Here is a 15,295-nt window from a genome sequence, read left to right on the forward strand (position 1 = left end):
CGCAAGCGCCGTGCACGCCTACCCAGACCTCAATGTCCAGCCGATCGACGTCACTCGCATCGCTTCCGTACGTGCCAGCCTGGCGCGGGTGGTCAGTGAAATGGCTGCCTCCCACGCGCTGCTCAACTGCCTGATCAAGGAGTTCGCGCTGCCGGAGAATTGCGCACGTTATGCCTGGCCGTCCCATGTCCGGGGCATCGCACCCGCTAGCTACCTGCGCGCCATTCAGGGCAACGGCATGCCGCTGGTGATCGATCTGCCGCAAAGGCGCCAGTTTCTGGTGCTAGTGGATCGCCGCGATCCGCTCGGCAGCCAGCGTTACCTGAGCGACGTGTACACGCGCCAGGGCGATGCCGACTGGCGTTGCCCGCCGTTCGCCGAATTCGCCGCGCAACTGCTGGAGGCCTGCCAGCAACTGACCGGCTCGCGCAACGACGAGTTGCTCGAACAAGTCATGCAGAGCCAGGGCGTTACCGCGGCCATCGTCGACAGCGCGCTGCAGGCGCGAGACCAGCACCCGCTGCGCGACTATCTGGCCAGCGAGCAGGGGCTCTGGTTCGGCCACCCCAACCACCCGGCGCCCAAGGCCCGACTGTGGCCCGAGCATCTGGGGCAGAAGACCTATGCTCCAGAGTTTCGCGCCCGAGTCGCGCTGCATGTTCTCGAAGTCCCCCGTGATGGCCTGCAGGTGCGCGGCAACGACCTGAGCGATGAGCAGGTGCTCGAAGGTTTCGCCAGCCAGGGTCTGGCACGCAGCGGGCGTGCGGCTATCTGTCTGCACCCGGTGCAGGCGCAACTGTTCCTCGCCGACCCGCGGGTCAAGGCGCTGATCGCCCGTGGCGAGATCGTCGATCTCGGCCAGAAGGGCCCGCTGGCCAGCCCCACTGCTTCGATGCGCACCTGGTACGGCGAAGGCCGTGGCTATTTCCTCAAGGGCTCGCTCAACGTGCGCATCACCAACTGCGTGCGCAAGAACGCCTGGTACGAGCTGGACAGCGCCATGCTCATCGACCGCCTGTTCACGCGCCTGCAGCGCGAGCACAAGGCCAGCATCGGCGGCGCCACCCTGGTCAGCGAGCCGGGTTCACTGAGCTGGGCCCCGGCGCAGAGCAGCGCCGATGACAGTCACTGGTTCCGTGAGCAGACCGGCGCCATCCTGCGCGAGAACTTCTGCCGCTACGCACCGCCCGAATCCTGCCTGATGGCGGGCACGCTGTTCGCCAGGGATCTGCAACTGCGGCCGCTGATCCATGGTTTCCTGCAGCAGGGATCGAAAAAACCCAGCGACGACCATCTGCTGAGCTGGTTCGAGGCCTACCAGGCGCTGTTGCTGCGGCCGGTGCTGTCGCTGTTCTTCAATCATGGTGTGGTGCTCGAGCCGCACCTGCAGAACGCGGTGCTGATCCACGATAACGGCTGGCCGGCGCAATTGCTGCTGCGCGACTTCGAAGGCGTGAAGCTCACCGACGATCTGGGGGTGAGCTACATCGAAGAGGGCGTGCAAGAGCGCGTTCGCCAGTCGCTGACTTACTCGCGGCAGCAGGGCTGGAAGCGCATCAGCTACTGCCTGTTCGTCAACAACCTGTCCGAAGCGATTCTGGCACTGAGCTGGGATCGTCCGCACCTGGCGACCAGCATGTGGCAACGGGTCGAGCGCCAGTTGTTCGCGCTGCGTGGTGAACTGGCACGGCCAGCACCGGAGCTGGACGCGCTGCTTGCCGGGGAACCGATAGCCTGCAAGACCAACCTCAAGGTGCGTCTCTCGGCCCAGGCCGACCGCCATGCCGGTTACGTACAGCTGGTGTGCCCGTGGGGCGAGGGGGCAGCCCATGGATAAGCTGCCCACGACCGTGCTCGACGCCATCGAGCAGGCCCGCAGCCGCGCGGCGGATCCCCTGGCGGTGTTCGTTTACGACCTCGATGCACTGGCGCAGCATGTTCGCGAGGTGATGGCTGAGCTGCCAGCAGGCGTGGAGCTTTACTACGCGATCAAGGCCAACAGCGAGGCGCCGATCCTGCAGACGCTGTTGCCTCTGGTCGACGGCTTCGAGATCTCCTCCGGTGGCGAGATCGAGCGGCTGCAGGCGGCTGCCAGCGACAAACCCTTCGTGTTTTCCGGCCCCGGCAAGCTGGACTCCGATCTGCGTGCCGCGCTAAGCCATGGCGTGGCGGCCATCCACGTCGAGAGTCTGAGCGAGATAGAACGCCTGCAACGCATCGGCGCAGAACTGGGCCGTGTGCAGGCGGTGTTCATACGCATCAACCCGGAACTGCCGGCCACGCTCTCCAGCCGCCTGGCCATGGCCGGCACCGCGACGCCTTTCGGGTTGGACGAGGCCGACGTGCCTGAGGCGATCAGGCGGGTGGAAGCCTGCAGCCATCTGCGGCTGGAGGGCTTCCATGTGCATGCGATGTCCCATCAGCAGCAGGTGGAGCGCCACGAGCAGTTGCTCGATCTCTATCTGGAGCGCTGGGGGCAATGGAAGGCCCTGGCCACGCGGCCTGCGACGATCACTCACCTGAACGTCGGCGGTGGCATCGGGGTGGACTACCTGAGCGACGAGCGGTTCGACTGGGCGCGCCTGTGCCGCCACCTGGAGCAACGCCTTGGGGCATTGCGCGACGCGCCGGTGGTGCGCTTCGAGCCGGGGCGCTTCATCAGTGCGTTCTGCGGCTACTACGCCATCGAGGTGCTGGACGCCAAATCCAGCCACGGCCAGCACTTTCTGGTCTGCCGCGGCGGCACCCACCAGTTCCGCCTGCCGGTCGCCCAAGGCCACGATCACCCGGTGACCCATCTGCCAGCGGCGGGGCGTACACCGAGCGGTACGCCTCGGCCATGAACCATAGTCGGCCAGCTGTGTACGCCCAAGGACGTGCTCAGCCGTGGTCGTCACCTGGTCGATGCCGCCGTGGGCGATCTGCTGGTGCTGCCGCTGGCCGGTGCCTACGGCTACAACATCTCGCATGCCGACTTCCTTTGTCATCCGCGGCCTGAACAGCTGTTCATCGGGGCCGAGGGCCGCCGCGGAGGTGCTGGATGATGGCGCCGGCACGGGCTCCAGTCGTGGCGTCGCGCCGGCTGGTGGTGGCTGCCGTGATTCTCGGTACCACTACCGTGAGCCTCAACAACACCTCGCTGAATCCGGCATTGCCGGCCTTCATCGATGCGTTCGAGCTAGGCCCGGTGATGGCTACGTGGATCGTGGCGGCCTTTATGGTGAGCATGGGCATGACCATGCCGCTGACCGGCTACCTGGCGCAGCGCGTGGGCCGCAAACTCATGTACCTGGCCGGCCTGGCGCTGTTCGTGGCGGGCTCGCTGTTGGGCGCCATGGCCGACTCCATCGCCTGGGTGATCACCGCGCGGGTGGTGCAGGGCATCGCCAGCGGGCTGATGATTCCGCTGTCCCTGGCGATCATCTTTTCGGTCTATCCGAAAGGCGAGCGGGGTGCGGTCACCGGCCTCTGGGGCGCTGCCGTGATGCTCGCGCCTGCGGTCGGGCCGCTGTGCGGCAGCCTGGTGCTGCAGTGGTACGACTGGCGTGCGCTGTTCCTGGTCAACGTCCCCATCGGTCTGCTGGCCTTCGGCCTGGGCGTCAATGTGCTACCAAGAAACGAGGTGGGGGCGGGCAAGCCGTTCGATCTGACCGGCTACCTGCTGGTCGCGGTCGGTATCGGCGTGCTGATGCTCACCGTGGGGCAACTGCGCCACCTGCAGGCCCTGCAGGATCCGCTCAATCTGCTCGGTCTGCTGCTGGCGGCGGCTTGCCTGCTGGCGTTCGTCAGGCATCAGTTGCGCCACACGGCGCCCCTGCTGGAGCTGCGTATCTTCGCCCTGAAAGGCTACCGGTCGAGCGTGATCATCGCCGTGGTGCAATCCATCGGCATGTTCGAGTGTCTGGTGCTGGTGCCGCTGCTGGTACAGATGGTGATGGGCCACAGTGCCATCTGGACCGGTATCGCGCTGCTCTGTACCGCCTTGTCGGCCAGCTTGTTCGGCCACTACGGCGGCAGGCTGCTCGATCGCCATGGGCCGCGGGGCATCGTCTCGCTCGGTTTGCTACTGACCGGCCTGGCGACCTTCGCCCTCGGCACCATCGACCACGATATCGGGATGTTGGGCATCTGCCTGCTGATGGTGGTGCGCGGTGCCGGCCTGGGGCTGTCCTACATGCCGGTGACCACAGCCGGGCTGGACGTGCTGCCCGAGGCGCTGATCACACAGGGCGCGGCGATGAACAACATCTCGCGCCGCCTGCTGTCGTCCCTGGCCATCGTGCTGGCTTCGCTGTGGCTGCAGATCCGCCTCGGAGATGACTGGGGCGTAGCCCATGTCGGTACTGCCAGCGCCATCGGCGAAGTGTTCATCGCCACTGCGGTTCTGATCCTGCTCGCGCTGCCGTTCGCCTGGCGCTTTCCGCATTCCCCTTCCAACGACCCGGTCGAGCAAGGCTCGGCCCTGTCCGAACACCGTTCATGAGGTGTCTATCCATGTCTTCCTTTTCTCCACTTCGTTTGCCCGAACTCATCGCCCATGCCCACGGCTGGCTGACTCCAGCGAACCCTCAGCGCTACCGCCAGGTGTCGCAACGGGTGATCGGGCAACTGCTGCAAACCCTGCTCTTCGAAGATGTCCTGAGCTATCGCTGCGAGCCACTCGCAGACGGCCGCCAGCGCTTCATCGTCGAAGGGCGCGATGAGCAGGCCCAGGCCGTGGTCGAGTACCGCTGCCTGGGCCTGCTCAGCGACAGCTTCGCCATCATCCGCCTGGATCCGGCCACCCTGCAGCGTGTCGATGCCCAGGGCCAGACCAGCCAGCCGGATCTGCACCAGGCGCTGGCGGAATTGCTTGGCGCCCTGGCCGACGGCCCGCACATGCCACGCTTCATTCAGGAACTGGAGCAGACGCTGCTCAAGGATCTGCAGTCGCGCACCCAGAGCTACTGGCCCGCCGCAGCGCCGCACACCCTGGATGCCGATACCCTGGAACGGCATTTCATGGATGCCCACAGCTACCACCCTTGCTACAAGTCGCGCATCGGCTTTTCCCTGGACGACAACCGTCGTTACGGTCCCGAGTTCGGCCAGCCGCTGGCCGTGGTCTGGCTGGGCATCGCCCGGCAGTTGGGCTCCGCCAATGGCTCGCGGGATGTGGATCTGCAGGCGTTCCTGACGGCTGCATTCGGTCAGCAGCGCTGGGCCGAGATCGACCGCGCATTGGCCGAGCAGGGCCGTTCTCTGGACGATTACTGGCCGATCCCCGTGCACCCCTGGCAGTGGGAGCAGGTCATCGTGCCGACCTTCCAGGCCGAGCTGACGAGTGGCGAGCTGCTTTACCTCGGCACCTCGGGAGCCGATTACCGGGCTCAGCAGTCGATCCGCACGCTGGCCAACGTCGAGGAGCCCACCAAACCCTACGTGAAGCTCGCGCTGAGCATGACCAACACCTCCAGCACGCGCATTCTGGCGCGGCACACGGTGATGAACGGGCCGATCATCAACGACTGGCTGCAACAGCTGATCGCCACCGACGCCACGGCCCGGGAACTGGGTTTCGTGGTGCTTGGCGAGGTCGCCGGGGTGAGTTTCGACTACGCCCAACTGCCGACCATCCGGCAAAGCCAGGCCTACGGCACCCTCGGTGCGATCTGGCGGGAGAACCTCAATACGTACCTGAAACCGGGCGAGCAGGGCGTACCGTTCAATGGCCTCAGCCATGTCGAGAACCGCTACACCGAGGGTGATCAGCAGCCCTTCATCGATGCCTGGATCGTTCGCCATGGCCTGCACGCCTGGGTGCAGCAATTGCTGCGGGTCAGCGTGGCGCCCATCGTGCACATGCTCTATGCCGAAGGCATCGGCATGGAGTCCCACGGCCAGAACATCGTGTTGATCCACCGTGACGGCTGGCCAGAGCGTATCGCCCTCAAGGACTTCCATGACGGCGTGCGCTACTCGCCTGCGCACCTGGCCCGCCCGCACTTGGCGCCGCACCTGGTGCCGCTGCCCGAGAGTCACGCGCGGCTGAACCGCAACTCGTTCATCCTCACCGAGGATGTCGATGCGGTGCGGGACTTTTCCTGCGATGCGTTCTTCTTCATCTGCCTGGCCGAGCTGGCGATCTTCCTGCGTCAGCACTATGGGCTGGAAGAGGGCGAGTTCTGGCGCATGACCGCCGCCGTGCTGCTCGACTACCAGCGCGAGCACCCGCAACACGCAGCGCGTTTCGCGGTGTTCGACGTGTTCGCCGCCGAGTACGAAGTGGAGGAACTGACCAAGCGCCGGCTGCTCGGTGACGGTGAGCGACGCTTCAAGCGAGTGCCCAATCCACTGCACATCCATGGGCCACGCACATGCTGAGAACCAATCGACTCAAGGCGCAACTGGCCGCGGGCGAGGGAACCCGTGGCCTGATCGCGTCGATTCCCTCGCCGGCCTCCATCGAGCTGATCGCCGAAGCCGGCTACGATTTCGTGATCATCGATCTGGAACATGTGCTGATCAACCCGGAGACCGTCGAGCACATGATTCGCACCGCCGAGAGCTACGGGCTCACACCCCTGGTGCGGGTGCCGGACTTCGACCCCAAGCGCATGCTGCGGCTGCTCGACGGCGGCGCCCAGGGTATCGTCCTGCCCCAGGTGGAACGGCCGCAAGACCTGAGCGCGGCGATCCGCGCCTGCAAGTACCACCCGCTGGGCGAGCGCAGCCTGAATGCCGGTCGTCCCGGTGCCTTCGGCAAGGCCAGCCTGGTTGAGTACGTCACCCAGGCCAACGGCCAGATCATGGTCGTGGCCATGATCGAGAGCGTCGAGGGCGTGCGCCGTGCCGCCGAGCTGGCCGCAGTGCCGGGGCTGGACATGATCCTCGAAGGCGCTGCCGATCTTTCCCAGTCGTTCGGCACGCCTTGGCGTATCGACCAGCCCGCGGTGCAGGAAGCGCTGATCGATACCTGGCGTGCCGCACAGGCTGCCGGCATCCCCTACTGCGCCATTCCACGCCAGCCCGATGACCACCTGCGGTGGCTCGAACGCGGCGTCAATACCTTCGTGCTGGGCGACGAACGCGGCATTGCGTTCCGCGCACTCCAGGCCAGACTGGCCGCCACCTCGACGAGAGGAAACTGATCTCATGACGACCACCAAGCAATCCATCGCCAACGATCTGGTGATGCAGGACCTGATCGACTGCCTGCTCGCCGAAGACTTCTTCGGTACCCTCGACGCCAACCTTATCGAGCCTGCCGCCTGGCGTGTCGCTCAGCCCGACTCGCCATTCGCCAGCCTGGAGGCGCCGCACACGATCTGGCACTGGGACTACGACCCGGCCGAGCAGCGCCGCCTGGCGGTCGCCCTGCGGGCCGGCATCACCCAGGCCTGGGAGAAGGTGCCGGGAACCCCGGTGCTCGACGTGCAGGGCGGCAGCACTCGGCTGCTGAGCCCCGATGCGTTCATGGCTCTGGCCCTGAAGGGCGTGAAAGTCGATGCGGTCGACAACGACAAGGGTATCGAGCTGTTCATGGACGTGCTGCGCACCAGCGTCCGGCAGACCGCGCTGTCACTCGATCATCAGGTGCCTACGGGCGGCCTGCTGGAAAAGGACGGTGCCGCATTCTTCCTGGCCATGGAGCAGTGGGGCTCGCTGCGCGACCGACCGTTCCACCCCCTGGCCAAGGCCAAGCAAGGCCTGGACGATGCCCAGTACCGGCAGTATCAGGCAGAGTTCGACCAACCACTGGCTCTCAATTGGGTGGCCGTGGCCAAGAGCAGTCTGACCTTTGGCGACGGCGTCGACGGCCTGGACAGTTGCCAGCCAGCCCACTACATCCTCGACGCCGAGCAGCGCGCGGGCCTGGACGCCGAGTTGCGTGCCCTCGGCATCGCTGACAGCCATGTCGCCCTGCCTGTGCACCCCTGGCAACTGGAGCAGGTGCTGCCTGCGCAGCTCTGTGGCGCATTCGAGCGTGGTGATTGTCACCGTCTGATCTTCCAGGAGGGCAGCTTCAACCCCACGTCGTCCCTGCGTTCACTGGCTTGCGCGGCAGCGCCGGCCGATCACATCAAGCTGCCGATGGCCGTGTATTCCCTGGGCGCCTCCCGTTATCTGCCCGCCGTGAAGATGATCAACGGCGGGCTGAGCGAAGCGTTGCTACGCCAGGGCCGGGAGCGTGACGAGGTGCTGCGAGAAACCCTGCACATCTGCGACGAAAGCAAATGGTGGGGCTACATGCCTGACGGCGGTACATTGTTCGACGAGGCGCCCCGGCACCTCTCGGCCATGGTTCGTGGCTATCCGCCGAAACTGCTCGCAGACCCCGCCAAGCGCCTGCTGCCCATGGCCGCGCTGGGCACACCGCTGCAGGGCAGTGACCGACATTTCTTCGACGACTGCACCCGTCAGCGCGGTCTGCCTGCGGGCCCGTCCTCGGTGCTGCAGTTGTTCGGCGAGTTGTGCGAGCTGTTCTTCGACGTCAACCTGCGCATGTTCCGCCTCGGCATGCTGGGCGAGGTACACGGCCAGAACGCGGTGCTGGTGTATGAAGCGGGCAAGGTCAGCGGCCTGCTGCTGCGTGACCATGACTCGCTGCGCCTGTACGTGCCCTGGCTGGAGCGCAATGGCATGCTTGACCCGCAGTACCGGATCAAGAAGGGCCACGCCCAGACCCTCTACCACGAGCGCCCCGAGGATCTGCTGTTCTGGCTGCAGACGCTGGGCATCCAGGTCAATCTGCGCGGTATCATCGACACCCTGGAGCGGGTCTACGACGTGCCGGCCGTGCAAGCCTGGCGCGTGTTGCGTGACGCGCTGAACGAGCGAATCGCCGACGTGCCATTCGACGACGGAGCCCGCGCGGTGTTGCGTGGCCAGTTGTTCGAGGCCGAGACCTGGCCGCAGAAACTCCTGCTGCGCCCGATGATCGAACGAGCCGGTGGGCCTGGCAGCATGCCGTTCGGCAAGGGGCTGGTTGTTAATCCATTGCAAAGGATCGAGTTTGGAAGGTAATAAGGGGTCGTTGTCCAGGCGCACGTTGATGCGCCTGTCCCTGGGAGCTCTCGCTGCAGGTGCAATCCCCATGGCCAAGGCCGGGCCTGCACCGCAGCGCGTCATCAGCTTGTTTCAGGGCGCCACCGATACCGCGGTGGCGCTCGGCATTCGGCCGGCTGGCGTAGTCGATTCGTGGAGCGAGAAACCCATGTATCGCTACCTGCGCCCAGCCCTGGCAGGCGTGCCCCATGTCGGCCTGGAAACTCAGCCGAGCCTGGAGGACATCGCCTTGCTCGCGCCGGATCTGATCGTCGCCTCGCGGTTTCGCCACGAGCGGATTCAGAGGTTGCTCGAACAGCTGTGCCCGGTGGTGATGCTGGAAGAGGTTTTCGAATTTCAGCAGACCCTGCGCGTGATGGGTGTCGCCACCCGGCGCAAGGTCGAGGCGGATGCCTTGCAGGCGAGCTGGGACGCGCGCATCGCAATGCTCAGGGCTCGTTTGCAACGGCATTTCGGCGAGCGCTGGCCGCTCAGCGTGTCGGTGCTGGATGTTCGCGAGGATCACCTGCGCAGCTACCTGCCCGACAGCTTCGCCGGCAGCGTGCTCGGCCAACTCGGTTTCGTCTGGAACGAGCAGGGCCGCAGTGCCCAGGGCGTGTCCATCAAGCTCAGCAGCCGGGAAAGCCTGCCGGTGGTGGATGCCGACGTGTTCTTCGTCTTTGGCCGTGCCGACAGCCCGGGCGTCCAGCGCCATTACCAGAGCCTGACTGCCCATCCGCTGTGGCAGCGCATGGCGGCGCCACAGGCAGGGCGGGTCTGGTGGGTGGATGGGGTGGCGTGGATCTTCTCTGGCGGCATCCTCGGTGCCAACCGCATGCTCGACGATATCGAACGCACGATTCTGCAGGGCGACCAGTCATGAGCGCCGCCGTCAAACTGGGCATCTCGCTGCTGATGCTGCTGGCCTGCTGTGCGCTGAGCCTGTCCATCGGCGCCAGCTGGATCGCGCCACGCACGGTGTTCGCCGCACTGCTGCATGCCGACCCGCTGAACATCGAGCAACTGCTGGTCAGCACCACACGGCTGTCGCGCACGCTGATGGCGGTGGTGGTCGGGGCCAGCCTGGCGGTGGCCGGCGCACTGATGCAGGCCATGACCCGCAACCCGCTGGCGTCGCCAGGGCTATTTGGTATTAATGCCGGGGCGACGTTTTCGCTGATTCTCTGCCTGTCGCTGTTTTCCATCAGTTCTCCCGAGCAATGGCTGTGGAGCGCCTTCATCGGTTCTGCGGTGGCCGGGGCGCTGGTGTGGCTGGTGGGCAATAGCGGGCAGGGCGCACTCAACCCCTTGCGCATGGTGCTCGCCGGTGCGGCGATCACCGCGCTGTTCACCGCCTTCAGCCAGGCGCTGTTGGTGATCGATCAGCAGGGCCTGGACACGGTGCTGTTCTGGCTGGCCGGCTCGCTCAGCGAGCGCAGCCTGGAAACCGCTCAGCCGTTATTGATCTGCGCGCTGCTGGCCTTGCTGGTCGCCTGCCTGCTCGGTGCCCAGGTCAACGTGCTCAACGCCGGTGTACAGATCGCCATCGGCCTGGGCCAGCGTACCGGGCTGATTCGCCTGCAACTGGGCGTGCTGGTGGTGATGCTGGCCGGTAGCGCGGTGGCGCTGGCCGGTAGCATCGGTTTCATCGGCCTGATCGTGCCGCACCTGGTGCGCCGCCTGATCGGCATCGACCACCGGGTGATGCTGCCCGGCTGCGCGCTGCTCGGTGCCACGCTGCTGCTGGTGGCCGACATCCTCGCCCGGGTGGTGATTCTCCCGCAGGAAGTCCCGGTAGGCGTGATGACAGCGCTGTTTGGTGCGCCGTTCTTCATTGCACTGGCCAGGCGCGGAGGTCGTCATGGTTAAGCGAACGGTTCTACGCTGGCGAGGGTTTTCCCGACGCATCGAGCACAAGGGCTCGTTGCGTCTGCTGCTGGCCGTGCTGTTCAGCGCGGCGGTGATACTGCTGAGCCTGTGCCTGGGCAAGGTCGTGCTGTCGCCGCAGAGCGTTTTGCAGGTGTTGGTGGGCGAGGGCAGTGCGGCCTTGTCGTTCATCGTCGAGCAATTACGCCTGCCGCGCCTGCTGCTCGGTGCGTTGATCGGAGGCGCCCTGGCGGTGTCCGGGCTGATCCTTCAGGCCATCGTGCGCAACCCACTGGCGTCGCCGGATCTGCTCGGGCTGTCCAGTGGCGCTAGTGCGGCGGCGGTGCTGTACCTGTCCAGCTTCGCAGCGGTGTGGGGTATGGGCGGCTTGCCGCTGGCGGCGATGCTCGGCGCGGGGGCCGCTGCGCTGGCGGTCTATACCCTGGCCTGGAAGCAGGGCACTTCACCGCTGCGGCTGGTGCTGATCGGGGTCGGTATCTCGGCGATGCTGGCCGCAGCCACCACCTTCATGCTGGTATTCAGCCCGCTGACCACCACCTTGTCGGCCTATGTCTGGCTGACTGGCAGCGTGTACGGCGCTGGCTGGCCCGAAGTGCGTGCCCTGGCTACCTGGCTAGTCTGCCTGCTGCCGATCCTGATGCTGCTGTCGCGCCATGTGGTGGTTCAGCAACTGGACGAAGGGCTGGCGCGCGGCATCGGCGTACGCGTGCAGTGGCTGCGCGCCGCGTTGCTCGCCGTCAGCGTGGCGCTGGCGGGCTCCGCTATCGCTTGGGGCGGTGCCATGGCGTTCGTCGGGCTGATTGCACCGCATATCGCCCGCCAGCTGATCCCCATTGGCTTCGCTGCCCAGGCCTGCATGGCGGCGCTGGTCGGCGCCAACCTGGTGATGCTCGCCGACCTGGCGGGGCGCACCCTGTTTCTGCCACTGGATCTGCCTGCCGGCATCTTCGTCGCCGTGTTCGGCACCCCGTATTTTCTGTACCTGCTGATCAAGCAGCGGCAGTGAGGAATCATCGACATGACCGCGATCGCGAGCCGCAACCTGACCCTGGCGTATCAACGCCAGACCATCATCGATTGCCTGGACTTGGAACTGCCACGCGGGCAGGTCTCGGTGCTGATCGGCAGCAACGGCTGTGGCAAGAGCACCCTGCTCAAGTCCTTCGCGCGGTTGCTCAAGCCCCAGTCGGGGACGGTGATCCTCAATGGCGCCGACATCCAGCGCAAGCCGACCGCCGCCGTGGCCCGAGAGCTGGCGATCCTGCCGCAGATGCCAGTGCCGCCCGAGGGCATCAGCGTGCGCCAACTAGTCGCTCTGGGGCGCTATCCGTACCAGAGCTGGATGCAGCAGTGGCTCGCCGAAGACGAGGCCGTGGTGGCCCGTGCCCTGAGCCGCACCGGTCTGGATGAGCTGGCCGAACGTCCGGTGGACGCCCTGTCCGGCGGCCAGCGGCAACGCGCCTGGATCGCCATGACCCTGGCCCAGGAAACCGAGCTGGTGCTGCTCGACGAGCCGACCACCTTTCTCGATCTGGCCCATCAGATCGAAGTGCTCGATCTGCTGCGCGAGCTCAACCGTCAGGAGGGCAAGACCATCGTCATCGTCATCCACGACCTCAATCTGGCCTGTCGTTACGCCGATCACATGGTCGCCGTGCACCAGCGCACCGCCTATGCCCAGGGCAAACCGGCGGACATTCTTACCGAAGCGCTGGTCAAGACGGTGTTCGATCTGGATTGCCGCATCATTGCCGATCCGTTCTTCCATACGCCCCTGTGCATTCCGTTTGGTCGGGACATTCCACGATGAGCTTCAGCGGTGCCGAATGGACCAGCCTGTCAGGCGCGTTGCGATTGCGCCGCGAGGAGGAGCGCGATCGTGGGCGCAGCCTGCCGGCTGCCGAGCTGCTGGGCGAAACCACCTGCATAGCGCTGCTGGATCAGCTCGGCCCGGTGATCCTTTCGCCGTCGCGGCGCATCACCGCCTCCCTGCTGGGCAAGCGCCTGTCGTTCCTGCTCACCGGTGCCTGCCTGTACGCGATGTCGGCCTACGACAAGGGCCTGCAGCTGTCACTGGCGAACACCTTCATCGAGTACGGCCACGACGACGGCGTGTGGACTTCGTCGCTGCCGCTGCACAGCCTGGCGGTCAGCCTACCCGAGGCGGGCGCTCGTGATGACTGGCGCGAGGCTGTGGCCACGCAGCTGTTCGCCGGGCTGTTGCAGCCCCTGTGGGAAACTTTCTACGGCGTCACGGGCGTATCGCGGCGCATTCTCTGGGAAAACACCGCGGTGCGGGTGTACTCGCTGTACGAGCGGCGCCTGGTCAAGCTCGACTGCGCCGAGACCCGCCAACGCTGCGCCGAGGACTTTCATTGGCTGACGGAGCAGGCGCCGGGCAGCGTGTTCGGCCTCGACTACAACCCGCTCAAACACTTCAACCGGCCTGTGACGCTTGTCGACAACGGCGCGCGTGCCGTGCGCTTTCGCAGAACCTGCTGCTTCTACTACCAGGCCAGCGATCCGGTGGAGTATTGCTCGACCTGCCCATTGATCCGCCCGAGGGCCGCCAGATGACGCTCGCAGCACCCGCCGGCAGCATTCCCGTACCGCTGCTCGATGCCTACCGAGGCATCGCCGCGTCGACCATCGGCCACTTTCTGCGTGAGGGTCACATTCACGGCCTGCCACCGCTGGTGGGCGACGTGCACGTCGTTGGCCGTGCCACCACCGTGCAGATCCACGCGCCGGACGGCAGCGTGCTGCGCGACGCCCTGATCGCCAGCCAGCCCGGTGATGTGCTGGTGGTCGCCAACCTGGGTGAGCAGGGCTGCGCCTGCTGGGGGGAACTGCGTACCATCGCCGCGCGCATCAAGGGCCTGGCCGCCGTGGTGATCGACGGCCCGGTGACCGATGTGCGCGCCCTGCGAGCGCTTGGCTTGCCGATCTTCTGCAGCGGCGTCAGCGCCTACACCACGCGCTCCCTCGGTGAGCACGGCGCGGTGAACGTGCCGGTGACCATCCGCGGCGTCAACGTGCAGCCCGGCAATTTGCTGGTGGCCGACGACGATGGCATCTACGTGCTCGAGGCCGGACAGGCCGCTGGCTTGCTGGAGCGCTTGCAGAACAAGGAAGCCGCCGATGCTGCACGGCGCGCCGAGCTGCAGGCGCGGCTAGACCAGGTGGTGGGCTGAAGCCCGCCCTACACGCGTCCCGAATGGGGATCGGCAATGGTGGATGAAAAAAGCGTCAGGCACCCTACGGCGGGAGAGGGGGCACAGGTAGGGTGGGCTTCAGCCCACCAAGTCCGCGAATAGCTAGCAGGACGTCGGCTGGACAACGCTCTTTTTGTCCACCATTGCGATATCGGGCCTGCTCCCCTGGCTAATCACCCAACGAAGCAGGCTGACCAGCGGCACCTTGTGATCGCGTGTGGCACCCCAGATGGACTGATCTTCGCAATACAGCTCGGTATAGCGGCTAAGCACCATGTGGCGGCCATCGGCGTCGAGGCGTAATTCGAGTTCGCGGCAGTGCAACGACGCCATGTCCGGCGTTCTTATCCGCCGATGCAGCACCAGTACGTCTTCATTGTTCATCAGTGCACTCCGTTCTCGCAGCCCTGGGCCAGATCCAGCTCGGCGCCTAGTTTTCCTTCGCTCACGAAGTGTGCCCGGCGCTCGGCCACGGCGTTACGTAGCGCCACGTAGTAGTCGGCCTCCTTTCTCAACTCGTCGGTCAGCGGCAGCGTTTCTGCTCGGCCGTCGACGATACCGCCGGCAGTATTCACCGCGCTCAGGGTTTCCACCGTATCGCTGCTGCCGAATGGCGACACCGCGAAGCTCAGCACCTTGCCCGTGGCGTCACGCAGGTTGCCGGTGCCCAGCAGGGGTAGTTCGACGATGGGGCCATTGGCGATGTTCCACACCCCGAAGGTCTGGCCGAAGTCGGCTTGGTGACGCTCCATGCCCAGCCGCCCGGACACATCCACCAGGCCGACGATACCCACCGTGGTGTTGAGCGCGAAACGACCCACCGTGGTCACTGAGCGCCGCCCGTTGCCCTGCAGAAGGTCGTTGATGAAGACCTTGGGCTCGCCGAAGTTGGCCACGAAGTTGTGCACGCCGCTCTGCACGAAGCCCGGCAGATGCCGATAGCCGCGGGCGACCGGCGACAGCACGTAGTCGTCCACCGTCCGGTTGAAGGCGAAGATGCCGCGGTTGATCGGCTCGGCAGGGTCACGGGGTTCGTAGGCCGCAGCCTGACAGGCGGTACTGCTGCCAGCTAGTGGCGAACTCGTGCAGCCACTGGCAAACGCCACGGCAGCAGCCAGCGAAAGGGTGCGGACGAAGGGGGTAACGAGGGTGATGGTCGGCATGGT

The 15,295-nt window shown here is 65.8% G+C and carries 13 protein-coding genes and 1 pseudogene; 12 read left to right on the forward strand and 2 right to left on the reverse strand.

All coding sequences use genetic code 11. The annotated features are described in order from the left end of the window. Positions 1-100 precede the first annotated feature (100 nt). The 12 genes and pseudogenes from ACZ0AI_RS05105 (at position 101) to ACZ0AI_RS05160 (ending at position 14,108) form a co-directional block, all read left to right on the forward strand. The gene (locus ACZ0AI_RS05105) at positions 101-1,837 is read left to right on the forward strand and encodes an IucA/IucC family protein (protein WP_463566054.1); all 1,737 of its coding nucleotides are present in this window, start codon (positions 101-103) and stop codon (positions 1,835-1,837) included. Further along, positions 1,830-3,044, forward strand: a pseudogene (locus ACZ0AI_RS05110) (type III PLP-dependent enzyme). The gene ACZ0AI_RS05105 and the pseudogene ACZ0AI_RS05110 overlap by 8 nt, the downstream one beginning before the upstream one ends. After that, positions 3,041-4,483, forward strand: a complete 1,443-nt coding sequence (locus ACZ0AI_RS05115; RefSeq protein WP_463564845.1) for a DHA2 family efflux MFS transporter permease subunit — start codon at positions 3,041-3,043, stop codon at positions 4,481-4,483. Before ACZ0AI_RS05110 ends, ACZ0AI_RS05115 begins: the two are co-directional and overlap by 4 nt. An 11-nt stretch (positions 4,484-4,494) precedes the next feature. After that, positions 4,495-6,363: an IucA/IucC family protein gene (locus tag ACZ0AI_RS05120; protein ID WP_463564846.1), complete on the forward strand. Its 1,869-nt coding sequence runs from the start codon at positions 4,495-4,497 to the stop codon at positions 6,361-6,363. Next, complete coding sequence (locus ACZ0AI_RS05125) at positions 6,357-7,130, forward strand: HpcH/HpaI aldolase family protein (protein ID WP_463564847.1); 774 nt, start codon at positions 6,357-6,359, stop codon at positions 7,128-7,130. The genes ACZ0AI_RS05120 and ACZ0AI_RS05125 overlap by 7 nt, the downstream gene beginning before the upstream one ends. 4 nt (positions 7,131-7,134) lie before the next feature. Beyond that, entirely contained in the window at positions 7,135-9,006 is a 1,872-nt protein-coding gene (locus ACZ0AI_RS05130) for an IucA/IucC family protein (protein ID WP_463564848.1), read from the forward strand. A 28-nt stretch (positions 9,007-9,034) separates the two neighbouring features. Further along, positions 9,035-9,910, forward strand: a complete 876-nt coding sequence (locus ACZ0AI_RS05135) for an ABC transporter substrate-binding protein (protein ID WP_463564849.1) — start codon at positions 9,035-9,037, stop codon at positions 9,908-9,910. After that, a complete protein-coding gene (locus ACZ0AI_RS05140) occupies positions 9,907-10,896 on the forward strand; it encodes a FecCD family ABC transporter permease (RefSeq protein WP_463564850.1) in 990 nt (329 codons plus the stop codon). Before ACZ0AI_RS05135 ends, ACZ0AI_RS05140 begins: the two co-directional genes overlap by 4 nt. Then, complete coding sequence (locus ACZ0AI_RS05145; RefSeq protein WP_463564851.1) at positions 10,889-11,920, forward strand: FecCD family ABC transporter permease; 1,032 nt, start codon at positions 10,889-10,891, stop codon at positions 11,918-11,920. Before ACZ0AI_RS05140 ends, ACZ0AI_RS05145 begins: the two co-directional genes overlap by 8 nt. A 12-nt stretch (positions 11,921-11,932) precedes the next feature. Beyond that, positions 11,933-12,724, forward strand: coding sequence for an ABC transporter ATP-binding protein (locus ACZ0AI_RS05150; RefSeq protein WP_463569960.1), 792 nt, complete (start codon positions 11,933-11,935; stop codon positions 12,722-12,724). Further along, entirely contained in the window at positions 12,721-13,491 is a 771-nt protein-coding gene (locus ACZ0AI_RS05155) for an IucA/IucC family C-terminal-domain containing protein (RefSeq protein WP_463569962.1), read from the forward strand. Before ACZ0AI_RS05150 ends, ACZ0AI_RS05155 begins: the two co-directional genes overlap by 4 nt. Next, a complete protein-coding gene (locus ACZ0AI_RS05160) occupies positions 13,488-14,108 on the forward strand; it encodes an RraA family protein (RefSeq protein WP_463569964.1) in 621 nt (206 codons plus the stop codon). The genes ACZ0AI_RS05155 and ACZ0AI_RS05160 overlap by 4 nt, the downstream gene beginning before the upstream one ends. Before the next feature lie 123 nt (positions 14,109-14,231). Here ACZ0AI_RS05160 and ACZ0AI_RS05165 read toward each other — a convergent pair whose 3' ends face one another. Next, the gene (locus ACZ0AI_RS05165; protein WP_463564853.1) at positions 14,232-14,513 is read right to left on the reverse strand and encodes a hypothetical protein; all 282 of its coding nucleotides are present in this window, start codon (positions 14,511-14,513) and stop codon (positions 14,232-14,234) included. Beyond that, on the reverse strand, positions 14,513-15,292 hold the full coding sequence (locus ACZ0AI_RS05170; RefSeq protein WP_463564854.1) for an MlaA family lipoprotein: 780 nt from the start codon (positions 15,290-15,292) through the stop codon (positions 14,513-14,515). The genes ACZ0AI_RS05165 and ACZ0AI_RS05170 overlap by 1 nt, the downstream gene beginning before the upstream one ends. Positions 15,293-15,295: the final 3 nt, after the last annotated feature.

It is taken from the genome of Pseudomonas sp. AC355, from assembly GCF_979258205.1.

Bases quoted from the DNA above. Each gene is read 5' to 3' on its own strand.
- ACZ0AI_RS05160 (WP_463569964.1), top strand. From the start codon at position 13,488: ATGACGCTCGCAGCACCCGCCGGCAGCATTCCCGTACCGCTGCTCGAT.
- ACZ0AI_RS05150 (WP_463569960.1), top strand. From the start codon at position 11,933: ATGACCGCGATCGCGAGCCGCAACCTGACCCTGGCGTATCAACGCCAG.
- ACZ0AI_RS05155 (WP_463569962.1), top strand. From the start codon at position 12,721: ATGAGCTTCAGCGGTGCCGAATGGACCAGCCTGTCAGGCGCGTTGCGA.
- ACZ0AI_RS05120 (WP_463564846.1), top strand. From the start codon at position 4,495: ATGTCTTCCTTTTCTCCACTTCGTTTGCCCGAACTCATCGCCCATGCC.
- ACZ0AI_RS05165 (WP_463564853.1), bottom strand. From the start codon at position 14,513: ATGAACAATGAAGACGTACTGGTGCTGCATCGGCGGATAAGAACGCCG.
- ACZ0AI_RS05140 (WP_463564850.1), top strand. From the start codon at position 9,907: ATGAGCGCCGCCGTCAAACTGGGCATCTCGCTGCTGATGCTGCTGGCC.
- ACZ0AI_RS05135 (WP_463564849.1), top strand. From the start codon at position 9,035: ATGCGCCTGTCCCTGGGAGCTCTCGCTGCAGGTGCAATCCCCATGGCC.
- ACZ0AI_RS05130 (WP_463564848.1), top strand. From the start codon at position 7,135: ATGACGACCACCAAGCAATCCATCGCCAACGATCTGGTGATGCAGGAC.
- ACZ0AI_RS05145 (WP_463564851.1), top strand. From the start codon at position 10,889: ATGGTTAAGCGAACGGTTCTACGCTGGCGAGGGTTTTCCCGACGCATC.
- ACZ0AI_RS05170 (WP_463564854.1), bottom strand. From the start codon at position 15,292: ATGCCGACCATCACCCTCGTTACCCCCTTCGTCCGCACCCTTTCGCTG.
- ACZ0AI_RS05105 (WP_463566054.1), top strand. From the start codon at position 101: ATGGCTGCCTCCCACGCGCTGCTCAACTGCCTGATCAAGGAGTTCGCG.
- ACZ0AI_RS05125 (WP_463564847.1), top strand. From the start codon at position 6,357: ATGCTGAGAACCAATCGACTCAAGGCGCAACTGGCCGCGGGCGAGGGA.
- ACZ0AI_RS05115 (WP_463564845.1), top strand. From the start codon at position 3,041: ATGATGGCGCCGGCACGGGCTCCAGTCGTGGCGTCGCGCCGGCTGGTG.